Annotated in this window: 20 protein-coding genes and 1 riboswitch; of the genes, 9 read left to right on the forward strand and 11 right to left on the reverse strand. The window is 74.8% G+C overall.

All coding sequences use genetic code 11. From position 1 onward, the window contains the following. Positions 1 to 36 precede the first annotated feature (36 nt). Positions 37 to 2,526 carry a DNA gyrase/topoisomerase IV subunit A gene (locus tag ACN268_RS31330; protein WP_421486619.1) on the forward strand — a complete coding sequence of 830 codons (2,490 nt, stop codon included), beginning with the start codon at positions 37 to 39 and terminating at the stop codon, positions 2,524 to 2,526. A gap of 43 nt (positions 2,527 to 2,569) precedes the next feature. Here ACN268_RS31330 and ACN268_RS31335 read toward each other — a convergent pair whose 3' ends face one another. From ACN268_RS31335 to pseB, 7 genes are all read right to left on the reverse strand, one after another. Continuing rightward, positions 2,570 to 3,202, reverse strand: coding sequence for an alpha-ketoglutarate-dependent dioxygenase AlkB (locus ACN268_RS31335; RefSeq protein WP_421486620.1), 633 nt, complete (start codon positions 3,200 to 3,202; stop codon positions 2,570 to 2,572). Between the two features lie 13 nt (positions 3,203 to 3,215). Further along, positions 3,216 to 4,304 carry a PseG/SpsG family protein gene (locus ACN268_RS31340; protein ID WP_421487048.1) on the reverse strand — a complete coding sequence of 363 codons (1,089 nt, stop codon included), beginning with the start codon at positions 4,302 to 4,304 and terminating at the stop codon, positions 3,216 to 3,218. Then, on the reverse strand, positions 4,301 to 5,029 hold the full coding sequence (locus tag ACN268_RS31345; RefSeq protein ID WP_421487049.1) for a cytidylyltransferase domain-containing protein: 729 nt from the start codon (positions 5,027 to 5,029) through the stop codon (positions 4,301 to 4,303). The genes ACN268_RS31340 and ACN268_RS31345 overlap by 4 nt, the downstream gene beginning before the upstream one ends. Positions 5,030 to 5,139: 110 nt before the next feature. Then, a complete protein-coding gene (locus ACN268_RS31350) occupies positions 5,140 to 6,945 on the reverse strand; it encodes a class I SAM-dependent methyltransferase (RefSeq protein WP_421486621.1) in 1,806 nt (601 codons plus the stop codon). Then, entirely contained in the window at positions 6,942 to 7,778 is an 837-nt protein-coding gene (locus ACN268_RS31355; protein WP_204927995.1) for a hypothetical protein, read from the reverse strand. Before ACN268_RS31355 ends, ACN268_RS31350 begins: the two co-directional genes overlap by 4 nt. Before the next feature lie 12 nt (positions 7,779 to 7,790). Beyond that, positions 7,791 to 8,948 carry a DegT/DnrJ/EryC1/StrS family aminotransferase gene (locus ACN268_RS31360; RefSeq protein WP_421486622.1) on the reverse strand — a complete coding sequence of 386 codons (1,158 nt, stop codon included), beginning with the start codon at positions 8,946 to 8,948 and terminating at the stop codon, positions 7,791 to 7,793. Beyond that, entirely contained in the window at positions 8,945 to 9,928 is a 984-nt protein-coding gene (gene pseB, locus ACN268_RS31365; protein ID WP_363656547.1) for a UDP-N-acetylglucosamine 4,6-dehydratase (inverting), read from the reverse strand. The genes ACN268_RS31360 and pseB overlap by 4 nt, the downstream gene beginning before the upstream one ends. Positions 9,929 to 10,276: 348 nt before the next feature. On the opposite strand from pseB, the gene ACN268_RS31370 reads away from it, so the two are divergent. Continuing rightward, on the forward strand, positions 10,277 to 12,070 hold the full coding sequence (locus tag ACN268_RS31370) for a hypothetical protein (protein ID WP_421486623.1): 1,794 nt from the start codon (positions 10,277 to 10,279) through the stop codon (positions 12,068 to 12,070). A 103-nt stretch (positions 12,071 to 12,173) separates the two neighbouring features. Here ACN268_RS31370 and ACN268_RS31375 read toward each other — a convergent pair whose 3' ends face one another. Beyond that, positions 12,174 to 12,686 (reverse strand): GNAT family N-acetyltransferase, encoded by a 513-nt coding sequence (locus ACN268_RS31375; RefSeq protein ID WP_421486624.1) that lies wholly within the window; start codon positions 12,684 to 12,686, stop codon positions 12,174 to 12,176. A gap of 89 nt (positions 12,687 to 12,775) precedes the next feature. On the opposite strand from ACN268_RS31375, the gene ACN268_RS31380 reads away from it, so the two are divergent. The 4 genes from ACN268_RS31380 to ACN268_RS31395 are packed head-to-tail and all read left to right on the forward strand — an operon-like array spanning position 12,776 to position 15,470. After that, positions 12,776 to 13,027 (forward strand): acyl carrier protein, encoded by a 252-nt coding sequence (locus tag ACN268_RS31380; RefSeq protein WP_169733084.1) that lies wholly within the window; start codon positions 12,776 to 12,778, stop codon positions 13,025 to 13,027. Further along, positions 13,024 to 14,268, forward strand: coding sequence for an AMP-binding protein (locus ACN268_RS31385; protein WP_421486625.1), 1,245 nt, complete (start codon positions 13,024 to 13,026; stop codon positions 14,266 to 14,268). Before ACN268_RS31380 ends, ACN268_RS31385 begins: the two co-directional genes overlap by 4 nt. After that, positions 14,261 to 15,007 (forward strand): SDR family NAD(P)-dependent oxidoreductase, encoded by a 747-nt coding sequence (locus tag ACN268_RS31390; RefSeq protein WP_421486626.1) that lies wholly within the window; start codon positions 14,261 to 14,263, stop codon positions 15,005 to 15,007. The genes ACN268_RS31385 and ACN268_RS31390 overlap by 8 nt, the downstream gene beginning before the upstream one ends. Further along, positions 14,991 to 15,470, forward strand: coding sequence for a hypothetical protein (locus ACN268_RS31395; protein WP_421486627.1), 480 nt, complete (start codon positions 14,991 to 14,993; stop codon positions 15,468 to 15,470). Before ACN268_RS31390 ends, ACN268_RS31395 begins: the two co-directional genes overlap by 17 nt. Before the next feature lie 45 nt (positions 15,471 to 15,515). Here the strand turns inward: ACN268_RS31395 and pseI are convergent, their stop codons facing one another. The 3 genes from pseI to ACN268_RS31410 all read right to left on the reverse strand — a co-directional run bounded on the left by pseI (position 15,516) and on the right by ACN268_RS31410 (position 19,168). Continuing rightward, positions 15,516 to 16,565 (reverse strand): pseudaminic acid synthase, encoded by a 1,050-nt coding sequence (gene pseI / locus ACN268_RS31400; RefSeq protein WP_421486628.1) that lies wholly within the window; start codon positions 16,563 to 16,565, stop codon positions 15,516 to 15,518. Between the two features lie 69 nt (positions 16,566 to 16,634). Further along, positions 16,635 to 17,753 carry a glycosyltransferase family 2 protein gene (locus ACN268_RS31405; RefSeq protein ID WP_421486629.1) on the reverse strand — a complete coding sequence of 373 codons (1,119 nt, stop codon included), beginning with the start codon at positions 17,751 to 17,753 and terminating at the stop codon, positions 16,635 to 16,637. An 89-nt stretch (positions 17,754 to 17,842) separates the two neighbouring features. Beyond that, the gene (locus tag ACN268_RS31410; RefSeq protein WP_421486630.1) at positions 17,843 to 19,168 is read right to left on the reverse strand and encodes a polysaccharide pyruvyl transferase family protein; all 1,326 of its coding nucleotides are present in this window, start codon (positions 19,166 to 19,168) and stop codon (positions 17,843 to 17,845) included. Between the two features lie 180 nt (positions 19,169 to 19,348). Here ACN268_RS31410 and ACN268_RS31415 point away from each other — a divergent pair, with 180 nt between their 5' ends. From ACN268_RS31415 to ACN268_RS31425, 3 genes are all read left to right on the forward strand, one after another. Further along, the gene (locus tag ACN268_RS31415) at positions 19,349 to 20,695 is read left to right on the forward strand and encodes an acyltransferase family protein (RefSeq protein WP_421486631.1); all 1,347 of its coding nucleotides are present in this window, start codon (positions 19,349 to 19,351) and stop codon (positions 20,693 to 20,695) included. A gap of 296 nt (positions 20,696 to 20,991) precedes the next feature. After that, positions 20,992 to 21,387: a hypothetical protein gene (locus ACN268_RS31420; RefSeq protein ID WP_421486632.1), complete on the forward strand. Its 396-nt coding sequence runs from the start codon at positions 20,992 to 20,994 to the stop codon at positions 21,385 to 21,387. Positions 21,388 to 21,518: 131 nt separating this feature from the next. After that, positions 21,519 to 22,280, forward strand: a complete 762-nt coding sequence (locus ACN268_RS31425; protein ID WP_421486633.1) for a hypothetical protein — start codon at positions 21,519 to 21,521, stop codon at positions 22,278 to 22,280. Positions 22,281 to 22,995: 715 nt separating this feature from the next. Further along, positions 22,996 to 23,140, forward strand: a riboswitch (cyclic di-AMP (ydaO/yuaA leader). The last annotated feature ends 271 nt before the right edge of the window (positions 23,141 to 23,411 follow it).

Genomic DNA, 23,411 nt, shown 5'->3' on the forward strand with positions numbered 1-23,411 from the left:
ACCGTGGCCGCCGTACACCGGGAAGAGAGCTGAACGATGGCACGCCGTAAGGACGACCGCGCCAAGGTGGACCTGTCCGCCTTCGACCAGGCCGGCGCGCGGGTCTTCGACAACCCGCTGGTCACCGAGGTGTCCGACTCCTACCTGGAGTACGCCTTCTCGGTCATCCACTCCCGCGCCCTGCCCGACGCCCGCGACGGCCTCAAGCCGGTGCACCGCCGCATCCTGTGGTCCATGCACGAACAGGGCCACCGCCCCGACCGGGGGCACGTCAAGTCGGCCCGGATCGTCGGCGACGTCATGGGCAAGTACCACCCGCACGGCGACACGGCGATCTACGACGCGATGGTCCGGCTCGCCCAGGACTTCTCGCTCAACGCGCCCCTCATCGATGGGCACGGCAACTTCGGTTCCCCGGACGACGGACCGGCCGCCGCGCGCTACACCGAGGCCCGGCTCTCCCGGGAGGCGATGCTGCTGGTCGGTGAGCTGGGCGAGGACACCGTCGACGTCGAGCCCAACTACGACGGCTCGCTGACCCAGCCGACCGTGCTGCCCGCCGCCTTTCCCAACCTGCTGGTCAACGGCGCGTCCGGGATCGCGGTCGGGATGGCGACCAACATGATCCCGCACCACCTGGGCGAGGTGGTCTCCGCCGCCCGCTGGCTGATCAACCACCCGGACGCCGACCTGGACAAGCTGATGGAGTTCGTCCCCGGCCCCGACCTGCCCACCGGTGGCCTGCTGCTCGGGCTGGACGAGGTGCGCCGGGCGTACGAGACCGGGCGTGGCGTGGTGCGGATGCGCGGCCGGGTGGAGATCGGCCCGCTGGAGGGCAGCCGGGGCCGGCAGGCGATCACCGTGGTCGAGCTGCCGTACGGCGTCGGCGCGGAGAAGGTCATCGCGGCGATCACCAACGAGGTGAACAAGACCAAGCGGCTCACCGGCATCGCCGACGTCAAGGACCTCACCGACCGGGAGAGCGGCACCCGGCTGGTCGTCGAGTGCAAGGTCGGGGTCAACCCGCAGGCGCTGCTGGCCGACCTCTATCGGCTGACCCCGCTGGAGCAGTCCTTCGGCATCAACAACCTGGTGCTGGTCGACGGGCAGCCGCGCACCCTCGGGTTGAAGGCGCTGCTGGAGGTGTTCCTGGCCCACCGCTACGAGGTGGTGACCCGGCGCAGCGCGTACCGGCGGCGCAAGCGCCAGGAGCGGCTGCACCTGGTCGACGGCCTGCTGATCGCCCTGCTCGACATCGACCGGGTGGTCAAGCTGATCCGGGCCAGCGAGGACGCCCAGGCCGCCAAGGACGGCCTGATGCAGAAGTTCAAGCTCTCCGAGATCCAGGCCACCTACATCCTGGACACCCCGCTGCGCCGGTTGACGAAGTACGACCGGATCGAGCTGGAGGCCGAGCAGGAGAAGCTGCGCGGGGAGATCGCCGCGCTGTCGAAGATCCTCGACGACCCGAAGGTGCTCCGCAAGGTCGTCTCCGACGAGTTGGCCGCCGTGGTGAAGCAGTTCTCCGGGGCGCGGCGGACCACCCTGGTCGACGGGGACCTCAAGGAGGTGCTGGCGGCGTCGGTGCCGGCCGGGCCGCTGGAGGTGGCCGACGACCCGTGTCAGGTGATCCTCTCGGCGACCGGGCTGGTCGCCCGGACGGCGGCCGAGTCGGAGGAGGCGTCCGAGGGGCGTCGACGCAACGGCCGGGTCAAGCACGACACGGTACGCGCGGTCGTGCACACCACGGCCCGGGGGCGGGTGCTCCTGGTCACCAGCGCCGGCCGGGCCTTCAAGGTCGACGTGTTGCCGCTGCCGGTGCTGCCCGAGCAGGCCGGCACGGTGTCGTTGCGGGGCGGGATGGCCGCCGCCGAGCTGGTCCCGCTGGCGGCGGGGGAGACGGTGATCGGGCTGGCCCCGCTCGGTCCGACCGCGCAGGGCTCCCCGGGCCTGGCGGTGGGCACCCGGCAGGGCGTGGTGAAGGTGTGCACGCCGGAGTGGCCGGTGCGGTCGGACGAGTTCGAGGTGATCTCGCTGCGGTCGGGCGACGAGGTGGTGGGGGCCACCTGGCTCGACGACGGCAGCGAGACGTTGGCGTTCGTGACCAGTGAGGCGTCCCTGCTGCGGTTCGCGGCGTCCGTGGTCCGCCCGCAGGGGCTCAAGGGTGGGGGGATGGCCGGGGTCAGCCTGCCGGCGGGCGCCCGGGTGGTGTTCTTCGGCGCGGTCCGCACCGACGACGCCGCGCACGGGGAGCCGATGGTGGTCACCTCGACGGGGGCGACGGTCAAGGTGACGCCGTTCGCGTCGTACCCGGCGAAGGGCAGGGCGACCGGCGGGGTGCGCGCGCAGCGGTTCCTCAAGGGTGAGACGGATCTGGTGGTGGCCTGGATCGGGGCGCGGCCGGTGGGCGCGACGGCGACCGGTGACCCGGTGGAGCTGCCGCCGGCCGATCCGCGCCGGGACGGGTCCGGTTTCGCCGTCATGCTCGGCCCGACCGTCGTCGGGCACCTCATCGAACGCGACTGAGCCCGGCCCGGCCGAGGGCTGGCGGCCGGCCGCCCCGTCGGCGTCAGGCGACGTCGACGGGGCGGAACTGGACGCTGACCCGGGGGCCGACCGGGCGGGTGGTCTTGGGCACGGCATGTTCCCAGGTTCGCTGGCAGGACCCGCCCATCACCACCAGGTCGCCGTGGCCGAGCGGGAAGCGCAGGGTGTCGCCGCCGCCCCGGGGGCGCAGCAGCAGCGGGCGGGGCGCGCCGAAGGACACGATCGCCACCATCGTGTCGCTGTGCGCGGAACGGCCGAGGGTGTCGCCGTGCCAGGCGACGCTGTCCCGCCCGTCGCGGTAGAGGCACATGCCGGCGGTGACGAACGGCTCGCCCAGCTCGGCGGCGTAGTGCCGGCTCAGTGCCGTGCGGGCGGCGGTGAGCAGCGGGTGCGGCAGCGGGCGGTCGGGGCCGTACCAGCAGAGCAGGCGGGGGACGTCGACCTGCGTGTCGTACATGGTGCGGCGTTCGGCCCGCCAGGGGACGCCGGTGCGCAGGGTGTCGAGGACCGCGTCGGAGCCGTGCACCCAGCCGGGCAGGTGGTCGACCCAGGCGCCCCGGGTGAGCGTCCGGCGGCGCAGCCCGGACAGCGGGGTCAGCGTCGGGCCGGTGTCGGTGAGGTCGATCATCGACGGTTGGTAGGCGGCCTGCGGCATACCCGGCACCCTATCAGTGCTTTAGTACACCCGTACGATCGGCGATCCGGGTGAGGACCGCGTCGGCGACCCGTTGCCGGCCGCGCCCGTCGACGGTGGTCCAGGCGCGGGCGGCGAGGGCAGCCCGCCGTCGGGGGGAGGCCAGCAGGGTGCGTAGGGTGCGGGCCGCGTCCGCCCGTGCGGCCCGCCCGGCCAACCCCGGTGCGGCCAGTTCCGGCAGCTCGCCGAGGCCGGCGGCGAGCCCGTGCGCCACCACCCGCCGGTACGCGTCGCGCTGGTTGTCGACCACGCAGACCAGGGCGGCGGGTACACCGAGACAGCACAGTTCCCAGGTGGAGGTGCCGGCGGCGCTGACCACCAGGTCGGCCGCGCCGATCAGCGTGGGCAGGGCGTCGGTCGGCGCGACGAGGTGCAGCGACTGCCCCCGCCCGGTGCCGACCCGCGACAGTTCGGCCTCGATCCCGGGGCGGGCGACGACCACGGTCACCGCCATCGGGTGGCCGGTGCCGAGCAGCACCCGGGTCAGCACCGGGGCCGCGCCGACCGCGTCGGTGCCGCCGAAGAAGGCGAGCACCCGGGGGCGGGGTGCCGGGGTGGCCGGCGGCGGGGCGGCCGGCCGGGCGGCGGTCACCGCGTCGCGCAGCAGCGCGTACCGGACGCCGGCCAGCAGCCGCCCGTCGTCGGGTACGTCGGCGGTGGGCTGCCCCCCGGGGGTGTCCGCGCCGTAGTTCTGGTCCAGGTAGAGGTCGGCGTCCTGACCCCGGGTGTCGCCGTCGACGAGGCAGAGGGTGAGCACGCCGGCCGCCCGCAGCGCTCCCGCGCCCGCCGGGTCCAGCTCGTACGAGTCGAGCACGAACGCGTCGAGGGCGTGCGTACGGGCCGCCTCGACCAGCCCGGCGGGGGTGTCGGGGCCGGGGTGGACCGGGATGCCGCAGGCGGCCAGGTGGGCGGCGGCCCAGCCGACCCGGTCCACCGTGCCGAACAGTTCGACCCGGGCGCCCCGGGCCAGGAACTCCTCGCCGAGGGCCAGGCACCGCACCAGGTGCCCGACGCCGGTGTGCGGGCCGGCGTCGCAGCGCAGCCCGATCCGTGGTGGGTTCAGGACTCCTCCAGCCGTTTCTGGCGTACCGAGGAGTTGAGGGTACGCAGGTCGGGCCGCCCGTCCAGCCAGTCGGCGAGTTTCGCCAGCGGCACGCTGACGTCGCCGAAGTGGTCGACGACCGCGCTGACCAGCGCCCAGTCCTGGTCGGTGTCGAGGGTGAGCCGCAGCGTCGACCGGTCCGGGGTGAGGGTCACCCCGAGCACCCGGAACAGCTCCGGATGGGCGTACGCGAAGGAGGTGACGTGCACCCGGTGGTGGTCGACGGCGAGCCGGTCCAGGGTGCGTAGCGCGTCCGCCCGGATGATCTCCACGTCCAGCCCCCGGGGCAGGGTACGGGCGATCGAGGTGCTGGCGTAGTCGAGCCCGGGGACGGCCCGGTAGACCGACGCCACCAGGGTGACGATCTCCGGGTCGAGCAGCGGGCAGTCGGCGGTGAACCGCATGACGGCGTCGCCGGGGTGGGCGTCGAGCGCGCCGACGAACCGGCTCAGCACGTCGTCCACCGGCCCCCGGTGCACGGGCACGTCGAGCCGTGCGCACTCGGCGACCACCGCGTCGTCGACGGCGTCGACGCTGGTGGCGACCACCAGGTCGGCGAGGACCCCGCTGTCCCGGGCGGCCCGGACCACCCGGCCGAGCACGCTGCGTCCGGCCAGCGGGCGCAGCACCTTGCCGGGTAGCCGCGACGAACCCATCCGGGCCTGCACGATGCCGACGATCCGCAGGTCGGAGCCGGCCGGTGCAACCGCGTCGGCTCCGACGGGGTCGGCGTGACCGGGCCGGCCCGTCGCCATCCCGCCGCCGGGCCGTTCCGGCGGCGGGGTGGCCGGGGCGGTCACTGCTGCTCCTGCGGCGGCTTCGGGCCGAGCGCCTCGCGGGCCCGCCGCTTGGCCGCCCGCGCACCCCGCTTCGCCAGTCGGGCCGGGGTGATGGCGAGCCGGCCCACCCGGTAGCTGAGCGAGCCGCTGAGCAGGTTGATCGTGGCGTCGGCGCGACGCAACGCCCGTTCCCGCGAGGTGAGCAGCTCCTCGGTCCACTTCAGCAGGGCTGCCAGCCGGGTCAGCTCCTCCCGCTGGCGTACCCAGGCTTCCCGCATCTGCTGGTAGCTGCGCGGCCCGGCGGGCGGGTCGGTGGGGGTGACCGCCCGCAGTTCGGCGGCGAGCATCCCCCGCCCGTCGGCGTCCAGGCCGCGTAGGGCGGCGGCGACCGCCGCCTCGGTCTGCACGGCCGCGTCGACGGTGGCCCGGTCCAGGTCGTGCCCGGCGACGCCGCCGAGGACCACGGTCAACCCGGCGACGTCCAGGGTGGACGGCCAGGGGTGGGCGTAGCCGCCGGTGAGCAGGGTGACCGCGAACCGCCACAGCCCCCGGGCCAGCGCCACCTCGAGGGTCAGCGGCTCGCTGGCCTGCCAGCTCGGGTCGAGCACCGCGAAGGTGTCGCCGTCGACGACCACGGTGTCCGGGTCGGCGAGCGCGACCGCCCCGGTGAGCCGCCCGTCCGGGCCGGCCCGTCCGGCGAGCCACCCCGCGTAGCCGCCCAGCAGCCGGCGCAGGGTGTCCAGGTCACGGCGCAGGCAGCCGTCGAGCAGCACGGTGCGCAGCAGCCGTCCCGGCGGCACCGGGCCGGTGAGCGCGGTCGGGTCCCGGTGGGCGGCCTCCCGGCTGGCGAATGGCGCCGGTCGGGTCCGGTCGGCCCCGCCGCCGGTGACCGCCCAGTGCCAGCCGTCCGGTCGGTCGGCCACCTCGACCACCCCCACCCCGGGCGGGCCGGTCTGCACCAGCACCACCGGAAGCGCCGGGTCGACGGGCGCAGCGGGGCCGGGGCGGCGGGCCAGCGTCAGCCAGCCGGGGGCCAGTGCCGCACCGAGCCCGGCATGCAGCGCGTCGACCGCCAGCCGGGCCGGGTCCTGGAGCACCGGGCCGGCGGCGGACCCACCGGCGCAGGCACCGTGCAGCACCGCGTCGAGCAGCCCCGAGGTGGGCCGCTGCTCCAGCGCGTCGGTGGCGACCAGGGCCGTCGGGGCACCCAGACCGGGGTACGCGGCGTAGCCGGCGTCGGCGGTCAGTCCCACCTCGGCGAGCCGGGCGCTTAGCTGCTCCCGGTTGGCCGGGCGGCCGGCGTCGAGCACCCCGCCGATGCTCCACGCCGCGTCGCCCCGGTCGGCGTACCAGGGGGTGGGGGAGACCAGCCGGGTCACCCCCAGCGGGTTGTCCAGGCGCAGCAGCAGCGTGCCGCCGGGGCGCAGGGCGGCGGCCAGCCGGGCCAGCACCCCCGTCCAGCCCAGCCGGGCCCCCTCGACCGACTCGACGGCGTCCAGTCCGGCCCCGGCCACCACCACGTCGAACGTGTCGGCCGGGTCGAGTCCGGCCGGGCCGCCGACGACCACCCGGGCGGCCCGGCCGGCCAGGGCCACCGCGTCCGGGTGGCTGCGCAGCAGGCAGGTCACCTCGGCGTGGGCGAGGCGGTCGAGCAGCGCCGGGTCGTGCGGCCCGGCCAGCAGCACCCGCGCCCCGGCCGGGACGACCCGGGCGGCCAGCGCGCCCAGCGGCCCACCGTCGGCCAGCCGCTGCTCCGGCAGGTCGGACCAGGCCAGCATCTCCCCGCCGGGCAGGACGACGGGGGCGGTGGTTCCAGTGGTCAACTCGTTCCTCCTGCGGGATGCGCCCAGCCGAGCAGTTCACGCAGCTCGGCCGGGGTGCAACGGTGGTCGGTGCCCAGTTCGGCACGGGCGATCCCGACAGCGGTCGGCAGGTCCACCGACTCGCCGTGCAGCTGCGGCCACTGCCGCCGGATGCGGGCGGTGCCGCCGAAGGTGGGGTCCTCCTTGGCCAGGATCATCGGGTCGCCGTAGACGGCCGGTTCGCATCCGGCGGCGATGCCGTAGAAGATGGCGCTGGTCAGCCGGTTGGACGCCACCCGGGCGTGCCGGCGCAGCTCGGTGAGCTGCTTGTCGAGGAACAGCGGGTCGGTGTCGCGCCACCAGTGGCCCCGGTAGCCGTGGCAGATCACCCGGAAGCCGGCGTTCTCGTAGAGCCGGCGGACCCGGCGCATGCCGTACTCGTGCCAGTAGAGGCAGACGGTGACCGGGCCGGGTTCGGTGTCCCTGATCCGGGCGATCAGCTCCCGGTGGTCGCCCTTGACGTGCTGACCCTCCCAGCCGTGGAACGGGTACCAGATGGTGCCCTCCCGGGCGGCCGGCGGCGGGTCGTCGCGGCGCAGGTCGAGCAGGTACGCGAAGGGCGCGCCGACGACCACCACGTTGCGCCGCCCCACCGACCAGGCCCGTCGCCGGGTCTGCTCCGACCAGAGCAGGCTCGGGGTGCGCTCGGCGTACGGGTGGCCGGGGGCGAGACCGTCGCCGATGTTCCAGCCGTGCTGGACGTACCCGTTGATCCGGGGCGGGTGGCCGTCGCCCAGCCCGCAGTAGCGGGCCAGCACGTGGGCGTGGCCGTAGAAGTGGTTCGCGTGGTGCATCGGTTCCCCCGGTCAGGCGGCGGTGGGCGCGGTGACGCCGCGCAGCGCCGCGCCGAGCGCGTCGATCACCCGGTCCTGGTCGGTGTCGGTGAGACCCGGGTAGAGCGGCAGCGAGAGCTGCTGGGCGTAGAACGACTCGGCCACCGGGCAGGACCCGCGCCGGAAGCCCAGGTCGGCGAAGGCCGGGTGCCAGTGCACCGGCAGGTAGTTGACCTGGACGCCGATGCCGGCGGCGCGCATCCGGTCGTACACCTCGCGGCGGCGGCCGTCGAGGATCCGGACCGGGTAGAGGTGCCAGGCGGGGGCGGCCCAGGACCGGCGGGTCGGGGTGAGCACCCCGTCCAGGTCGGCCAGCGCCTCGTCGTAGCGGGCCACCAGCCGGGCGCGGGCGGCGAGGAAGTCGCCGAGCCGGCGCAGCTGGCTGCGGCCCAGCGCGCAGAGCACGTCCGGCAGCCGGTAGTTCAACCCGAATTCGTGCACCTCCTGGTGCCAGCCGCCCTCGTCCGGCGCGCGCAGCTCGGCGCGCTCCCGGACCAGCCCGATGTTGCGGAACCGGCGGGCCCGCGTCAGCAGCTGCGGGTCGGTGGTGGCGACCGCGCCGCCCTCGGCGGTGGTGAGGTTCTTGGTCGGGAAGAACGAGAAGGTGGTCAGGTCGGCCAGCGACCCGACCGGCCGGCCCCGGTAGGTGGCCCCGATGGAGTGCGCCGCGTCGGCCAGCAGCAGCGCGTCGGAGCCGGTCAGGGCGGTGCGCAGGGCGTCGTAGTCGGCCGGGTGGCCGGCGTAGTCGACGGCCGCGACGACCTTCGTCCGGGCCGTGGTCGCGGCGGCGGCCGCCGCCGGGTCCAGGGTGAACGTCCCCTCCTCGACGTCGGCGAAGACGATCCGCGCGCCGAGGGCGACCGCGCTGCTGGCGGTCGCCACGAACGTCATCGGCGGCACCACCACCTCGTCGCCGGGGCCCACCCCGGCCGCCGCGTAGGCGACGTGCAGGGCGGCGGTGCCGTTGGCGACCGCCGCGCAGCCGGCCCCGCCGGTCCAGCCCGCGAGGTCGGCCTCGAACGCGTCGACCTGCGGGCCGGTGGTGAGCCAGTCGCTGCGCAGGGTGGCGACCACGGCGGCGACGTCGTCGTCGGTCACCGACTGCCGGCCGTACGGGAGCATCGCCGTCACGCCGTGATGCCGAGCATGTCGCGCAGCTGCGGGACGCTCAACCACTCGTCGTTGCCGTCGGACTGGTAGGCGAAGCCGTCCGGCACCGGCTCGCAGTCGACAGGCGGCCGGTAACCCCAGGTGGCGATCGTCGGCTGGACGATGAACCGGTCCTTCGCGCGCAGCGTCCGGCGGCTGTCGTCCGGGGCGATCATCTCCTCGTGCAGCTTCTCGCCGGGCCGGATGCCGATCTCGTGGGTGGTGGCGTCCGGGGCGACCGCCTCGACCAGGTCGAGGATGCGCATGCTGGGGATGCGCGGTACGAACAACTCACCGCCCTGCATCTGGTCGAAGCTGTCCAGCACGAACTGCACGGCCTGGTCCAGGGTGATCCAGAACCTGGTCATCCGCTTGTCGGTGATCGGCAGGCTCTTGCCCTCGGCGGCGAGCCGGCGGAACAGCGGCACCACCGAGCCCCGGCTGCCGACCACGTTGCCGTAGCGGACCACGGCGAACCGGGTGGGGTGCTGGGCGGCGTAGTGGTTGGCCGAGACGAAGAGCTTGTCGCCGACGAGCTTGGTCGCGCCGTACAGGTTGATCGGGCTGGACGCCTTGTCGGTGGAGAGCGCGATGACCTTCCGGACGCCGGCCTCGATGGCCGCGTCGACCACGTGCTGCGAGCCGGTGATGTTGGTGGCGATGAACTCCGACGGGTTGTACTCGGCGGTGTCCACCTGCTTGAGGGCGGCGGCGTGCACCACGTGGTCCACCCCGTGCATGGCCCGGGTGAGCCGGTGCCGGTCCCGGATGTCCCCGATGAACCAGCGCAGCCGGGGGTCGTCGCCGAGTTGCTGGCGCAGCTCGTACTGCTTGAGTTCGTCGCGGGAGAACACCACCACCCGGGCCGGGTCGGCCACGTCGAGGACGTGCCGGAGGAACGTCTTCCCGAAGGACCCCGTCCCGCCGGTGACCAGAATGGACGACCCGTTCAACTCACTCAATGTGGTGCTCCCCAGCTCGTGGTTGCGCCGCAGGCTCCGGGCCAGGCGACCGGACGGACGCTAACCAGGTCGGGTTAACGCACCGACGCCCCCGGGTTAACCGCCCACGCTGGTCGTGTGAATGCCGGCCCCCCGGCGGGCGAACACTTGCCGACCCGGCCGCTGCCGGCTGACCAGCGGGTACGCCGCTGACTACAGTGGCCCGGCGCGGCCCGGTGGGCACCCCCCCCGGAGGCGCATCCGACACCCACGGCCGGGCACCGCCCCACCGGCCCGGCCTGCGGGCCGGGACCGTCGTGCGTCCCGGGCCGGCCGACGGGGGTACCCCGACGAGGCAGGAGACGACGCATGGTGGCCGTCACCGAGGTGGGACACCGGGTCGCCGACCCGGCCGGGCAGCCGGCTCGCCGACGCCGGCGACTGGTGCCGGCGCTGCTGGTGGTGGGCTGGCTGCTGGGCGTCGGCTGGCGGATGTGGCTGTCCCGGCACGTGCCGCTGCCCATCGCCCACACCGACGAGGACAGCTACCTGCACACCGCCCGCGCGCTGGCCGGCGGGCCGGGCGGCTTCAGCAGCGAGAACGGGCCGTTGCGTCGGGTCGGCTACCCGCTGCTGATCTCCCCGGCGTTCCTCGGGGAGCGGGACTTCACCGACAGTTACCGACTGGTGCAGTTGATCAACGCGGCGGTGAACGCGACGGTGCTGCCGCTTGCGTACCTGCTGCTGCGCCGGCTGGTGCCGGTACGCCCGGCGGTCGCCCTGGCCGCCGCGACCGTCGCGGCCACCCTGCCGGCGACGGTGTTCTACGCCGGGGTGGCGATGATCGACGCGGTGCTCGCGCCGCTGGTGCTGGCCTGGCTGCTGGCCGTGCACCACTGGGTGCGCCGGCCCGGCCCGCTGGTCGCCGCCGGGGCCGGCACCCTGGTCGGGACGTTCCACCTGCTGCACTCCCGGGGCCTGGTGATCGTGGGCGTGCACGCCGGCCTGGTGCTGCTGCTGTTCCTGCGGCGACGGACCGGTCCGGCGCAGGTGCTGGCCGCGGTGCTGCCGGTGCTGGCGCTGGCACTGCTCAACGAGGCGGTCATCCGGCTGCTCGGCGACCGGGTCTACCTGCTGGGTGACCCGCCCGGCAGCGGCACCGTCCGGGCGGTCGCCTCCGGGCCGGGGCTGCTGCGGGTCGGCGCGGCGGTCGGCACCCAGCTCTGGTACCTGGTGGTCATCACCTTCGGGGCGGCCGGTGTCGCCTGGGCCGGTGCCGTCCGCCTCCTGCTTGGCCGTCCCGCCCCCGCCGCGACGACGGGGCACGCCCCCGCCGTGTCCCCGCCGCCCGCCGCCGGCCCGGCCGACGGGGACGGGGCGACCCGGTGGACGGTCGGGGTGGCGCTGGTGACCAGCGTGGGGGTGGCGGCCGGCGCGTCGGTGATCCTGGCCGGCGTCACCGGCAAACCGCTGGACGCCATCTACGGCCGGTACGTGCAGATGCTCGCCCCGTTCTGGCTGCTGCTCGGGGTGGGGATGCTGGTGACGGCGACGCCCCGGCAGCGGTGGCGGCGGGCGGCGGTCGCGGTGGGCCTGCTGCTGGCCGGCGCGACCCTGATCGCCGCCCGGCTGGCCTGGGTCGCCAGCCGGGGGCACGAGCTGCGCTACGGCGGCTTCGGCGCACCGGACCTGATGGCGCTCACCGGTGGCTGGCGGGAGTTCCGGCCGTTCACCGGGGCGGCCGTCGGGATCGCCGGCTGCCTGCTGCTGGTCGCCGCCCTGCGGCTGCCCCGGTGGCGGCTGCCGGTGCTCGCCGCGCTGGTGGCGGTGAACCTCGGCACCATGCAGGTGATCACCGACCGGTTGGTCCGGCCGGTGGTCGCGGCGACCGCACCCACCCCCCGGGCTTCCGACCTCGGGGTACGCCCCGGCGACCGGGTCTGGGCGTCGCTCGGGGTGCAGTGGGTGCTCCGGTTCAACCTCAGCCACCAGGTCACCTGGGCCGACGTGCGGTGGTTCGGGGACGCCCCGCCGGCCGACGCCGACGTGGTGTTCGTCAGGTGGGCACCCGGCGGGCCGGACGACTGGGACGGCACCCGGTACGGCTTCGTCCGCCTCGGCGGCAACCCGCAGCAGCACTGGGCCGCCTGGCGGCGTGCCTGAGCCGAGGGCCGCGCCGCCCGGAACCGGCCCGCCGGGCTCGGCGACGCAATTCGGTTAACGCAGGATGGCGGGCCGGTTAATGGTCACCGGACAATCGCCGAAATCAGCGACGGCGACGGTTCTCCCGGCTCAGGGAAATAGGGACGACGGTGATTTCCCGGCCGTCGTGCGTCTCGCGTCGACCGGTTCCCTCGACGAACCGGAACCGTCGGTTCATCTGCCGTACGACCGTGTTGTCGGCCAGTACCTCGCCGTCGAGCCGGTCCAGCGCGAGCACGTCGAAGGCGTGGTCCACCGCCGCCCGCATCACGCCCAGCCAGGCGGGCAGCGTCGCCCCCCGCTCGGCCAACCCGTCGGCGTCCAGGTAGAAACCCCAGGAAGCGGTGCGTTGCGGCCCGTCCGGGCGCAGGTCGAAGAAGGTCACCACACCGGCCGGCCGGTCGTCGTGCAGGTAGATCAGCACCCGCCGGGTCGGGTCGGTGAGCACCCGCGACCACCACGCCGCGTGCTCGGCGGCGGTGATCTCGTGACTGGTCTTGCTGACCTGCCGGTTGGTTTCCTGATTACGCCAGGACAACATCAGGTTAACGTCTTCCGTCGTGGCCTCGCGCAGCACCCGTACCCCTTTGTATTCATCTGGTGGACCCCTGCGGACCCTACCCGGGTAAAGGGGTCGGACAATTGTCGGGCTGTACACTCCGGCGCATGAACGAATTGAGTCGCGCGCAGATTCGCGACCTCATGGCGCAGGTGGTGCGCAACCAGGGCCGGGTGCTGCCCGACGACGACTCCACCGACCTGCGGGAGATCGGCTTCCGGTCGCTGGACTTCTCGGAACTGGCCCTGCGGGTCGAGGACGCCACCGGCGAGGAGCTGAACTTCGACGCCCCCGGCCTGCGCCGGATCGCCACCGTCGGCGACGTCCTCGACTTCCTCGCCGAACTCCAGCGGCAGTGACCGTCGCGACCTCGCCAGCCGGGCTGGACAACCGGGTCGTCGTCGCAGGGGTGGCCCGGAGGTGGCGGGACCTGCCCACCCCGGCGCTGCCGTCGCCCGGGGTGGTCCTCGCCGCCGGGGCCGCCGACGCGCTCGCCGTCGCCCGGCGGCACGCCGTCGACGGCACCGAACTGCTGCTCGCCGCCCCCACCCGGGTCGACGCGACGATGCGCGACGAGCTGCGCGCCGCCGGGTTCGCCGTCACCGTGCTCACCGCCGGGGTGCCGCGGACCGTGCCGCCGGCCGTCTCGCGGGCACCCGAGGCGGGTCGGCTCTGGCTGCTCACCTCCGGGTCGACCGGGCGGCCCAAGCGGGTCGGGCACAGCCTCGACTCGTTGACCACCGTGCGGTCGGCGCAGCCGGAACGGACCTGGCTCTGCCCGTACGCCCCCGGCAGCTACGCCTGGTGGCAGGTGGTCACCCTGTCGCTGACCCAGCCCGGCCAGCACCTGGTGGTGGTCGACCCCGACGAGTTGGACGACTGGCCGGCGGTCGCCGCCGCGCACGGCGTCGACGCCGTCTCCGGCACCCCCACCTTCTGGCGGCGTACTCTGCACCGCGACCCGCAGGCGCTGGCCCGGGTGCCGCTGCGCCAGCTCACCCTCGGCGGCGAACCGGTCGACCAGGCCGTCCTGGACCGCCTGCGGGAGCTCTTCCCGACCGCCCGGATCTCCTGGATCTACGCCTCCTCCGAGGTCGGCGCGTCGATCGTGGTGCACGACGGGCGGGCCGGGTTCCCGGTCGGCTGGCTCGACCGGGTCACCCCGGGTCGTCCCACCCTCTCCCTGCGCGACGACGAACTGGTGATCACCTCCCCGCACCACGGGGTCGGCCTCGACGGGCCGGTCCGCACCGGTGACCGGGCCCAGGTGGTCGACGACCGGGTGGTGATCACCGGCCGGCTGGACTCCGACGAGATCAACGTCGGCGGCAGCAAGGTCTCCGCCGGGCTGGTCCGCGCCGTGCTCACCGCCCACCCCGGGGTCGCCTGGGCCCGGGTCACCGGCCGCCGCGCGCCGGTGCTCGGCCGGATGGTGGTCGCCGAGGTCGTCCCCACCACCGCGCCGGGCGACGCCGGGCAGCCGGACGAGGGCGCGCTGGTGCGCTGGTGCGCCGACCGGCTCCCCGAGTACGCGGTGCCCCGCCGCATCCGCCTGCTGACCGAGATCCCCGTCAAGGAGACCCTGAAGAGCGATGTCTGACTCGCCGCCCGTTCCCGCCAGCACCGTGGTCCTCGTCTCCGGCGGGTCCCGGGGGCTGGGCCTGGCCATCGTCACCGACCTGCTCGACGCCGGCCTCACCGTGGCCGCGTTCGCCCGTACCGTCACCCCCGAGCTGGAGAAGCTGGCCGACGCGTACCCCGACCGGGTGCACGTCGGGGCGGTGGACGTCACCGACCTCGCGGCGGCCCAGCGGTTCCTCCGCGAGGTCGAGGCACGGTTCGGCCCGGTCGACGGCCTGGTCAACAACGCCGCCGTCGGGCAGGACTCGATGCACACGCACACCGCCACCGCCGACATCGCCCGGATCGTCGAGACCAACCTGACCGCGCCGTTGCAGCTCACCCGCCTGGTGGCCCGGCGGATGCTCGGCCAGGGGCGGCGCGGACGCATCGTCAACGTCACCTCGATCTGCGCCCAGCGCGGCTTCCCCGGCCTGGTCGCGTACTCGGCCACCAAGGGCGGCATGGACGCGGCCACCCGCTCGCTGGCCCGCGAGCTGGGCGGGCGGATGCTGGTCAACGCCGTCGCACCGGGCTTCTTCGCCTCGGAGATGTCCGCCGTGCTGGGCAGTACCCAGCTCGACCAGATCGTCCGTCGCACCCCCACCGGCCACCTGACCGAACCGGCCGAGGTGGTCCCGGTGGTGCGGATGTTGTTGTGCGCGCACACCAACATCAACGGCCAGGTGATCGTGGTCGACGGTGCCGCCTCGATCTGACCTCGGGGCCGGGTCGGGGGGCCTGCGGGTGGCCGGGCCGCCGCCGGCCCACCCGCCCCGGCCGGCCGGGGACACCGGACTGCGGCCGGTGCCCGCGCTGCTCGGTGCCGCCGAACGGCACCTGCGCGTCGGCACCCCCGACGAGCTGCGGTACGCGGTGACCCGCAGCCACCTCGACGACGGGCGCTGCGTCGGCTGGTACGGGCCGGCCGCCCCCGGCTGGCGGGTGGCGATCGACGCCGAACGGGCCACCGCCGAGGTCCCGCCCGCGTTGGCCGCGCGCTTCGGCCCGGCCGACTTCTGGGCCCGCTGGACCCGGGCGGAGAGCCTGTGCAAGCTGGCCGAGGTGCCGGTGGCCGCCTGGTGGCGGCGGCACGGGCTGGCCGTACCCCCGCACACCCGCGCGGTCTGGCGCACCCTGCGCCTGGCCGACCTGGTGGTCACGATCGCCTTCGCCCCCTGAACGCGCCCCGCCCCGCGCGGTGGCGCGGGGCGGAGGCGGGCGGGGTCAGACGAGGTCCCAGCTCAGCGGGGTGCCCCGGGGGACGTCGGTGGTGAAGGTGCGGCCGAGGACCCGGTCGATCTCCACCGGGGGCAGACCGCCGGCCGGGCGGATCGAGCGGACGTTCGCGGCGGTCACCTCGTCGCCGGCCCGGACGTCGGCCACCACGAACAGGGAACGGCGGAACCGCAACCCCTCCCGCTCGGCCGGGGTCGGCCCGACGGCGGTGCCGCCGAGCGCCGCGTGCGCCCGCGCCGACTCCACCACCAGGGCGGCCAGCTCGTCGGGGTGCAGCGAGAAGTCGGAGTCCACCCCGCCGTCGCCCCGGTCGAGGGTGACGTGCTTCTCGATGAAGCAGGCGCCCAGCGCCACCGAGGCCACCGGCACCCCGATGCCGGGGGTGTGGTCGGACAGGCCGACCGGCACCCCGAACGCGTCGGCCAGCACCGGAATCCGGCGCAGGTTGCTGTCGGCCGGCGGGGCCGGGTAGGCGGCGGTGCAGGCCAACAGCACGATGCCGCCGGCCCCGCCGTCGCGGGCGGTGCGCACCGCGGCGTCGATCTCGGCGAGCGTGGCCATGCCGGTGGAGATGACCAGCGGCTTGCCGGTGCCCGCGACCAGCCGGATCAGCGGCAGGTCGACCAGCTCCGACGAGGCGATCTTGTACGCCGGGACGTCCAGCCCCTCCAACAGCTCCACCGCCGACGGGTCGAACGGGGACGAGAACACGGTCAGCCCCCGCTGCCGGGCCCGTTCGAAGATCGGCCCGTGCCACTCGTACGGGGTGTGGGCCCGCTCGTAGAGCCGGTAGAGGTTCTGCCCGCCCCACAGCTCGTGCCCGCCGGAGATCCGGAACGCCTGGGTGTCCACGTCGATGGTGATGGTGTCCGGCCGGTACGTCTGCAACTTCAGCGCGTGCGCCCCGCTGGCCGCCACCGCGTCCACGATCGCCAGCGCCCGGCCCAGGTCGCCGTTGTGGTTGCCGGACATCTCCGCCACCACGAACGGCTGCTCCCCGGCCCCCACCAGGTGCGGCCCGATCTTCACTGTCGTCATCCCCAGACCCCTGTTCCCTGTGCTCGTTGCTCGTACCCCGGCCGCCGCCCCCGACGGCGGGCCGGCCGGTCACCGGCTGCCGCGACCCGCCAGCGCGTCGCGGTCGGCGGTGCAGTCGGGGGCCGGCCCGACGGCCGGCGGCACCGGTTGCGGCGTGGCGGCCGGGCGGCGCAGCCACCCCGCCAGCCGGTGCGCCTGGCGCAGCACCGCGTACGGGAGGTAGGCGTCCCGGCCGACCAGCCGGTGCTTGAGCCCGGTCACCCCGCCCGGCCGGGGGTAGCCGCCCGGCGGCAGGTGCCGGCGGTAGTGCGCGGCGACCCGGCGGAAGAACTCCCGGCGCAGGTGCGGGTGCAACCGACCGTCGTTGCCGACCACCACCAGCATGTGGTTGACCATCAGGGTGAACAGCTCACCGCGCAGCCGCTCGTCCGGATACCGTCGGGCGACCCAGTCGAACAGCCTGTCGTACTGGTCGAAGGCGTCGAAGTGGCGACCGCTGCGGGTGGAGGTGATCGCACCCTGCCGGCCCTGCCGGTACAGGTAGCAGACCCGGTCCAGCACGGAGATCCGCTCCGCGCCGATCAGCAGCGGGTTGCTGAACGGGATGTCCTCGTACCAGCCGGGGTGGAAACGCAGCTCCAAGGCGTGCAGGTAGGCCCGGCGGACCACCTTGTTCCACGCGGTGTGCTGCACCCGCAGCAGCCCGGGACGGTCGGCGAGGCGGACCACCCCGGGGACACCGCGCAGCAGGTGACTGCTCGCGTCCACCTCACGACGGCCGTCGTCGCGTACCCGCAGGTGGTCGAGCATCAGCACGTCGGGGCGGTGCGCCCGGAGCCGGTCCAGCACCGCCGGGACCGTGCCCGGGGGCAGCCAGTCGTCGCTGTCGACGAACCAGACGTACGCGCCGGTCGCCACGTCCAGGCCGGCGTTGCGGGCCGGACCCAACCCGACGTTGCGGGTCAGGTGCACCACGCGGACGCCCGGATGCTCGGCCGCGTACGCACGCAGCAGCTCCCCGCACCGGTCCGGCGAGGCGTCGTCCACCGCCACGATCTCGACCGCGCCCGCCGCGTCGGCCGGCACGTCCGTGCGCACCGAGTCGAGGCACTGGTGCAGGTACGCCTCCACCCCGTGGACGGGGACGACGACGCTGAGCAGCGGGGTGGGCGCGGGCTGGTTGACCACCCCGCCACCCTGGTGCACGGGTATGGACGGCCACGGAACGTGACGTATCCGGTGGAGATGGAGCTGCTGAACAGCGGCCGAGCGGTGGGTTAACGACCCATGATCCGCCGCACCGGTGCGGGGACCGCGCGTCGCACCCGGGCCCGCAGCCGCTGCTCACGCAGTTCCCGCACCTCGTCGCCGAGCGCCGCGTTGCGGTCGCGCAGCCACTGGATGCGGGCCAGCAGTTCCTCGGGTGAACTGGCCGAGGCGGGCCGGACCGCCGGCGGGAACACCGTCTCGCGGACCTGCGCGTCGAAGCGGGCCGCGCTGTCGCCGTCGTCGAACGCGTTGCCCAGGTCGTGCCGGGCGAGGAAGGCGCGCATCACCTCGTAGCGGGCCCGGTGCCCGGTGTTCAGGCCGGTGTAGTCGGCCTCGGCGTAGAGCTGGGCGGCGTCGACGTCGGCCGGCACGTCAGGCATCAGCCGGTGCGGGATGTCGAAGTAACGGGCCAGTTCCAGGGTGCGCGAGTCGTGCGCGAACAGGTAGCCGGGCGTGCCGGCGACCAGCGCGGTGATGGTGCCGTGGATGCGGGTGCCGAAGGCGAAGTCGAAACCGGCGAGGTAGTCCATCCAGGTCCACGGGTCGAGGAACATCCGCACCTTGTCCTGCGTGAACAGCGGGTGCGAGGTGTGGACCGGGATGGCGCTGGTCTTGCCCCGGTCCTGCGGCGCGTCGCCGTAGAGCAGGGTGCCCAGCGTCTTGAGATCCTGCGGGAGGTAGCGCAGGTTCGGGTAGCGGGCCTGGTGCGAGGCGATGATCTTCGCCATCGACTTGACGTACGGGGAGACGGTCAGCGCCACCCGGGCGTCGGTACTCAGGGCCGGTGCGGACTTCTCCACCCGGAGCTGGTCGCCGTGCAGGAACATCGACGGGCAGCCGATCACGTCGACGGCGGAGAAGCCCAGCGTGTTCAGGTACTGCGCGGTGATCTCCCCGCGTACGCCGATGCTCGGCCCCCGCTCCAGCGCCGCCCGGACGAACCGGCTGACCACGTCGTCGATCGGACGCAGGTACTCCCGGTCGCCGTGCACGTCGGTCTGTACGCCCACCCCGAACACCACCACCGGGATCCGCAGCCGCTCGACCAGCTTCGTCATCAGCTCGATGCGGTGGGCGTAGCTGCGCCGGAACGCGTTGGCCAGCGGGATGACGTACACGTCGTACTGCTCGTTGATCCGGTCGGCGTCGCGCAGGTCGACCTTGAACTCGGTCGACGTGATCCGCGCGGTGGAGGTGCGTAGCAGCTTGTGGGCGGCGTGACTGAAGACCAGGTTGCCGTTGTTCTCCCCGATCCAGTTCCCCTCGTACGCCTCCTCCGGGCCGCGTACGTCGAACGGGTCCTTCTTCGCCCGCATCAGGATCCGCTGGTGCACCACTTCGCTCCGTTCCTCGTTGCCGGGAGCCTCCGACGGGCCGCCGACCTGACCCACGGGTGCGCCGACACCGACAGGTCCCGCGATGTTAGGGCAGTGGAGGGATTTCGTACACCTTCCGCACATCCGCACCACCCCGTTCCGTCGCCGGGGACGGGGCCTGCCGGTAGGGTGCCCCGGGTGACCAGCGTGCCCACCCCCGCGTCCCCGGCGCTGAACCGGCTCCCGTCGCTGACCGGGCTGCGGTGGATCGCCGCCATGCTGGTCTTCGGCTACCACGTCGGCACCATGCGGATCGTCGCCCAGCCCGACGCCAAGGCGGTGGTCGACTGGCTGTTCACCCTGGGCCTGTCCGGGGTGCAGTTCTTCTTCATCCTCAGTGGCTTCGTGCTGGTCTGGTCGGCCCGCGACGGCGACCGGCGGCGGGACTTCTGGCGTCGCCGGCTCGCCAAGATCTATCCCAACCACGTGCTGACCTGGGCGGCGGCGCTACTGGTGATGTGGTGGTTCGCCGACCCGGTGGTGCCGCGTGCCGCCCTGGAGAACCTCTTCCTCGTCCAGGCGTGGGACCCGACCCCCGGCTACTTCTACAGCATCAACAACGTGAGCTGGTCGCTGTCCTGCGAGCTGTTCTTCTACCTCTGCCTGCCGCTGGCGCTGCCGGCGATCCGGCGGGCCCGCTCCGGCGCGCTCTGGGCCGTGGTGGTGGCGGTGCCGCTGGTGATCCTGGCACTCTGGCCCGGCCAGCAACTGCTGCCCGAGGGCACCAACTGGTGGTTCACCCAGGTCTTCCCGCTGGTCCGCTCCACCGAGTTCTGGCTGGGTGTCGCCGCTGCCGAGCTGCTGCGCCGTGGTCACTGGCGGGGCCCGGGGCTGCCCCTGGCCAGCCTGCTGTTCGTGGCCGTCTGGGTGGCGGCGCACTGGGTCCCGGCCGAGATGTGGGCGGCGCTGCTGTCGGTGGCGTACATCCTGGTCATCCCGGCGGCGGCCCGCGCGGACGTGCAGGGCCGCTGGTCACCGTGGCGGCACCGCAGCCTGATCTGGCTCGGTGAGGTGTCGTTCGCCTTCTACCTGGTGCACGTGCTGGTGATGATGACCGTCCTGCGGCTCACCGGGCACTGGGGCGTCGGGCTGTCCGGCTGGTCGGGGCCGCTGGCCGTGCTCGGCTTCCTGGTGGCGAACCTGGCGCTGGCCGCCGCGCTGCACCGCTTCGTCGAGACGCCGATGATGCGCCGCCTCGCCCCCCGCCGCCGCAAGCCGGCCGCCACCTCCGCTCCCGTCACCTCCGCCGCCGATGACGGCGTTGCCGCCTCTGACACCCCGGCTGCTCCCGGCGTTGCCGCCTCTGACACCCCGGCTGCTCCTGGCGTTGCCGCCTCCGACACCCCTGCCGCCTCCGACACCCCGGCTGCTCCCGGCGCTGCCTCCGCTCGCGGCGACGGCGTCGTGCCGGGGCCGAGGGGGGCCGGTGACGGGCCGCGCGACGGCCGTCCCGTCGAGTACGCCGGGCCGCGCGACCCGCGCTGACCCGCCCACCCGGCCCGGTTCCCTCCGTTCCCGCCGCCGGCGAGGACGCGCCGCAGTCGGGACACCGCCCTGTTCCGGCACCGGGATGGCGGGATCGGACCACATCCTCCCGGTGCCCCCTGCTCCGGCCGGGCGTCGGCGTGGACGTGTTCCGTCGGCCGCGATGCGTCGCCCCATCATGGACACCAACCGGCTGTGCGGGCCCAGGCCCCGGGTGACCTGCTCCTCCGCCTGCTCGGCGCGGCGACACGCCCGGCGGTGCTGCGGGTCGGTGACCCCTTCGGTAGCGTGGTCACGTGTTCCCGGTCGCGCCCACCGGTCCCCTGTGGTGGGTCGCGCGCGGGATGTCCCGGCTGCTCGCCGGCCTCGCCGTCGCACTCGCGTTCGCCGCCGCCGGCCCCGCCCCGGTCGGCCCCGCACTGTTCGACCCGGTCCCGGGCGCCCTGTCGGCCGACGCGGCGCACTCCTTCCCCGCCGCCGTCGCCTTCGACACCCCGTTCGGCCGGGGCGACGGCGTCCGCTCCGACGGCCGGGCGACCGAGCGGGCCGACGTGCTGGCGACCGAGCGGGTCGACGCCGGCGTGACCGCCGCACCGGCCGGTCCGGCACGGGAGCTTCCGGCCGCCACCCTGGTGACACCTGGCGGTTGGGTGCCCGCCACCGCCGGGCCCCGGGCACCCCCGGCAGGCTGAACCCGCCCCAGCGGGGGCCGCCCGCCACCACCACGACCTCGTCCCCGTACCACCCCGGGCGGACGTTGCCCGCAACGGTCCCGCCCCGGTACGGCCCCGACCCGCCACATCCGCCCGCGAGGTGTCGACCCGTGAACACCGTGCTGTCCCAGTTCCTGATCGGGGTGCCGACCGCCACCGCGATCTGGTCCCTGCTGCTCGTCCTCGCGCTGACCGGCCTCGCCGTCCTGGTCGCCCGCCCCGAGCGGGACCAGGCGACCGAGGTGACCCCCGTCGCGCCGCCGCCGGACGCCCCGCCCCCGGTCGCCGACCTGCGGCGTTACGCCGAGGAGGTGGCCGTCGCCGCCGCCGGGGCCGCCCAGACCGCCCGCCGGCACCGGACCGCCTGGCTGGCCGCCCAGGACACCCTGGAACGGGCCTGGCAGGCGTACGACGAGGCCGAGACGGCCGCCCGCCGGTTCGTCGGCGCGGGGGCGCTGCCCAGCCCGCGTACCCCCCGGACACCCGCCGAGTACGCGGGCCGGGAGCGGTGGCTGCACCAGGAGGCGGTGGCGGCGCACTGGCGGGGCGAGTTGTCGGTGGAGCGGCTGCGGGACGTCTTCGCGCACCGCGACGGCTGGGACCCGCGCCGGCACCCCGTCGAGCACGAGGTGATGCTGGCCCGGGCGGTCCGGGAGGACCGGCGTGCGGCGTACCGGGCGGCGGCCTGGCGGGAGAGCGTCGCGTGGCGGGACGCCGAGCTGGCCGCCGAGGCCGCCCGTTCCCTGGCCGCCGAGGCGTACGCGGCGACGCAGCGGGTGCGGCCGGGCCGGGTCCCGCGGCCCCGTACCGCGACGTCGGCGGCGACCCGCCTCACGCAAGCCACCCGCTGGCACCCGGCCCGGGTCGGCTGACCGCCCCGGGACCACCGCTCCCGGACCGGACGAGGTCCGGTCCGGCCTGGCCCGGTCCGGCCTGGCCTGGCCTGGCCCGGTCCGGCCTGGCCTGGCCCGGTCCGGCCTGGCCTGGCCTGGCCTGGCCCGGCCCGGTCCGGCCTGGCCTGGCCTGGCCTGGCCCGGTCCGGCCTGGCCTGGCCTGGCCTGGCCCGGTCCGGCCTGGCCCGGTCCGGCCCGGTCCGGTCCGGCCCGGGGCGATCGACACAACGACGCGCAGATGGCGGTGTCCGTGCCGCGTTGACCCCACGACCTCGGCCCCGTTGCGGATGCCGTGCCCCCGCCCCTGCGGTCCCGTTGCGGGCGGTGGTCCTGCCCGGGGCCGCGCGGACCGGGGGACCGGGGGACCGGGGAGACCGGGGGACCGGGGGTCCCGGGGACCGAATTGTTATCCAGGCCGGTGTGGGTGCGGTCACGTCCCGGCGGAACCGGACACCCCGTCACACTCGGTCACATCGACTCCGATGATCATCGGAGGTTGCGGGTCGGCTGTCCGGTCACGGCCCTGTCGAGCCCCGACGGCCATTCGTCCCCGGCCCGCACCCCCGCTGCCCGACTGCCCCGCAAATCGGCCGACCCGGCGATGTTTACGCAGGTCACGGGGCTTGGCGGGAGGGAAGGGCGGCCAGTAGTGTCGCTGCGGTCCGGTGCGGTTTCCGATCGCAGGAGGCGACGCCGCGCCGACCCGCTCAATCGTGCACGGCACGAACCGGGGACCCACACGCACCACCTGGGGTGAATCTCCGGGCCACGGCCCGGGGTAGGGCGATCTTCCCGCCCGAATCCGTCAGCTAACCCGGTCGGCGGCAGCGGAAGGAGTTTCATCCTCGTGCAGCATGACCCCACCCCTCGGTGGTTCCTCCACCTCGGTGCCGGGGTGCCGCCGGACCGTCGCGCCTGACGCGCTGACCCGGCCGTCCACCCCGCCGCCCGACCCCGGTCGGGCGACCCGCCGATCCGTCCGGCTCCCGTCGGGCGGTCCCTGCCGAACGAGCGTCCGAACACCCGATCCGCGCGTGGCGTACCCGCCACGTGCCGGTCCGGCGTGCCCGGCCGCCTCGCCCCGTGGAGGAACACCCCGTGAAGCACCAC

It is taken from the genome of Micromonospora sp. WMMD735 (assembly GCF_049178995.1).
Lineage (GTDB): Bacteria > Actinomycetota > Actinomycetes > Mycobacteriales > Micromonosporaceae > Micromonospora > Micromonospora wenchangensis.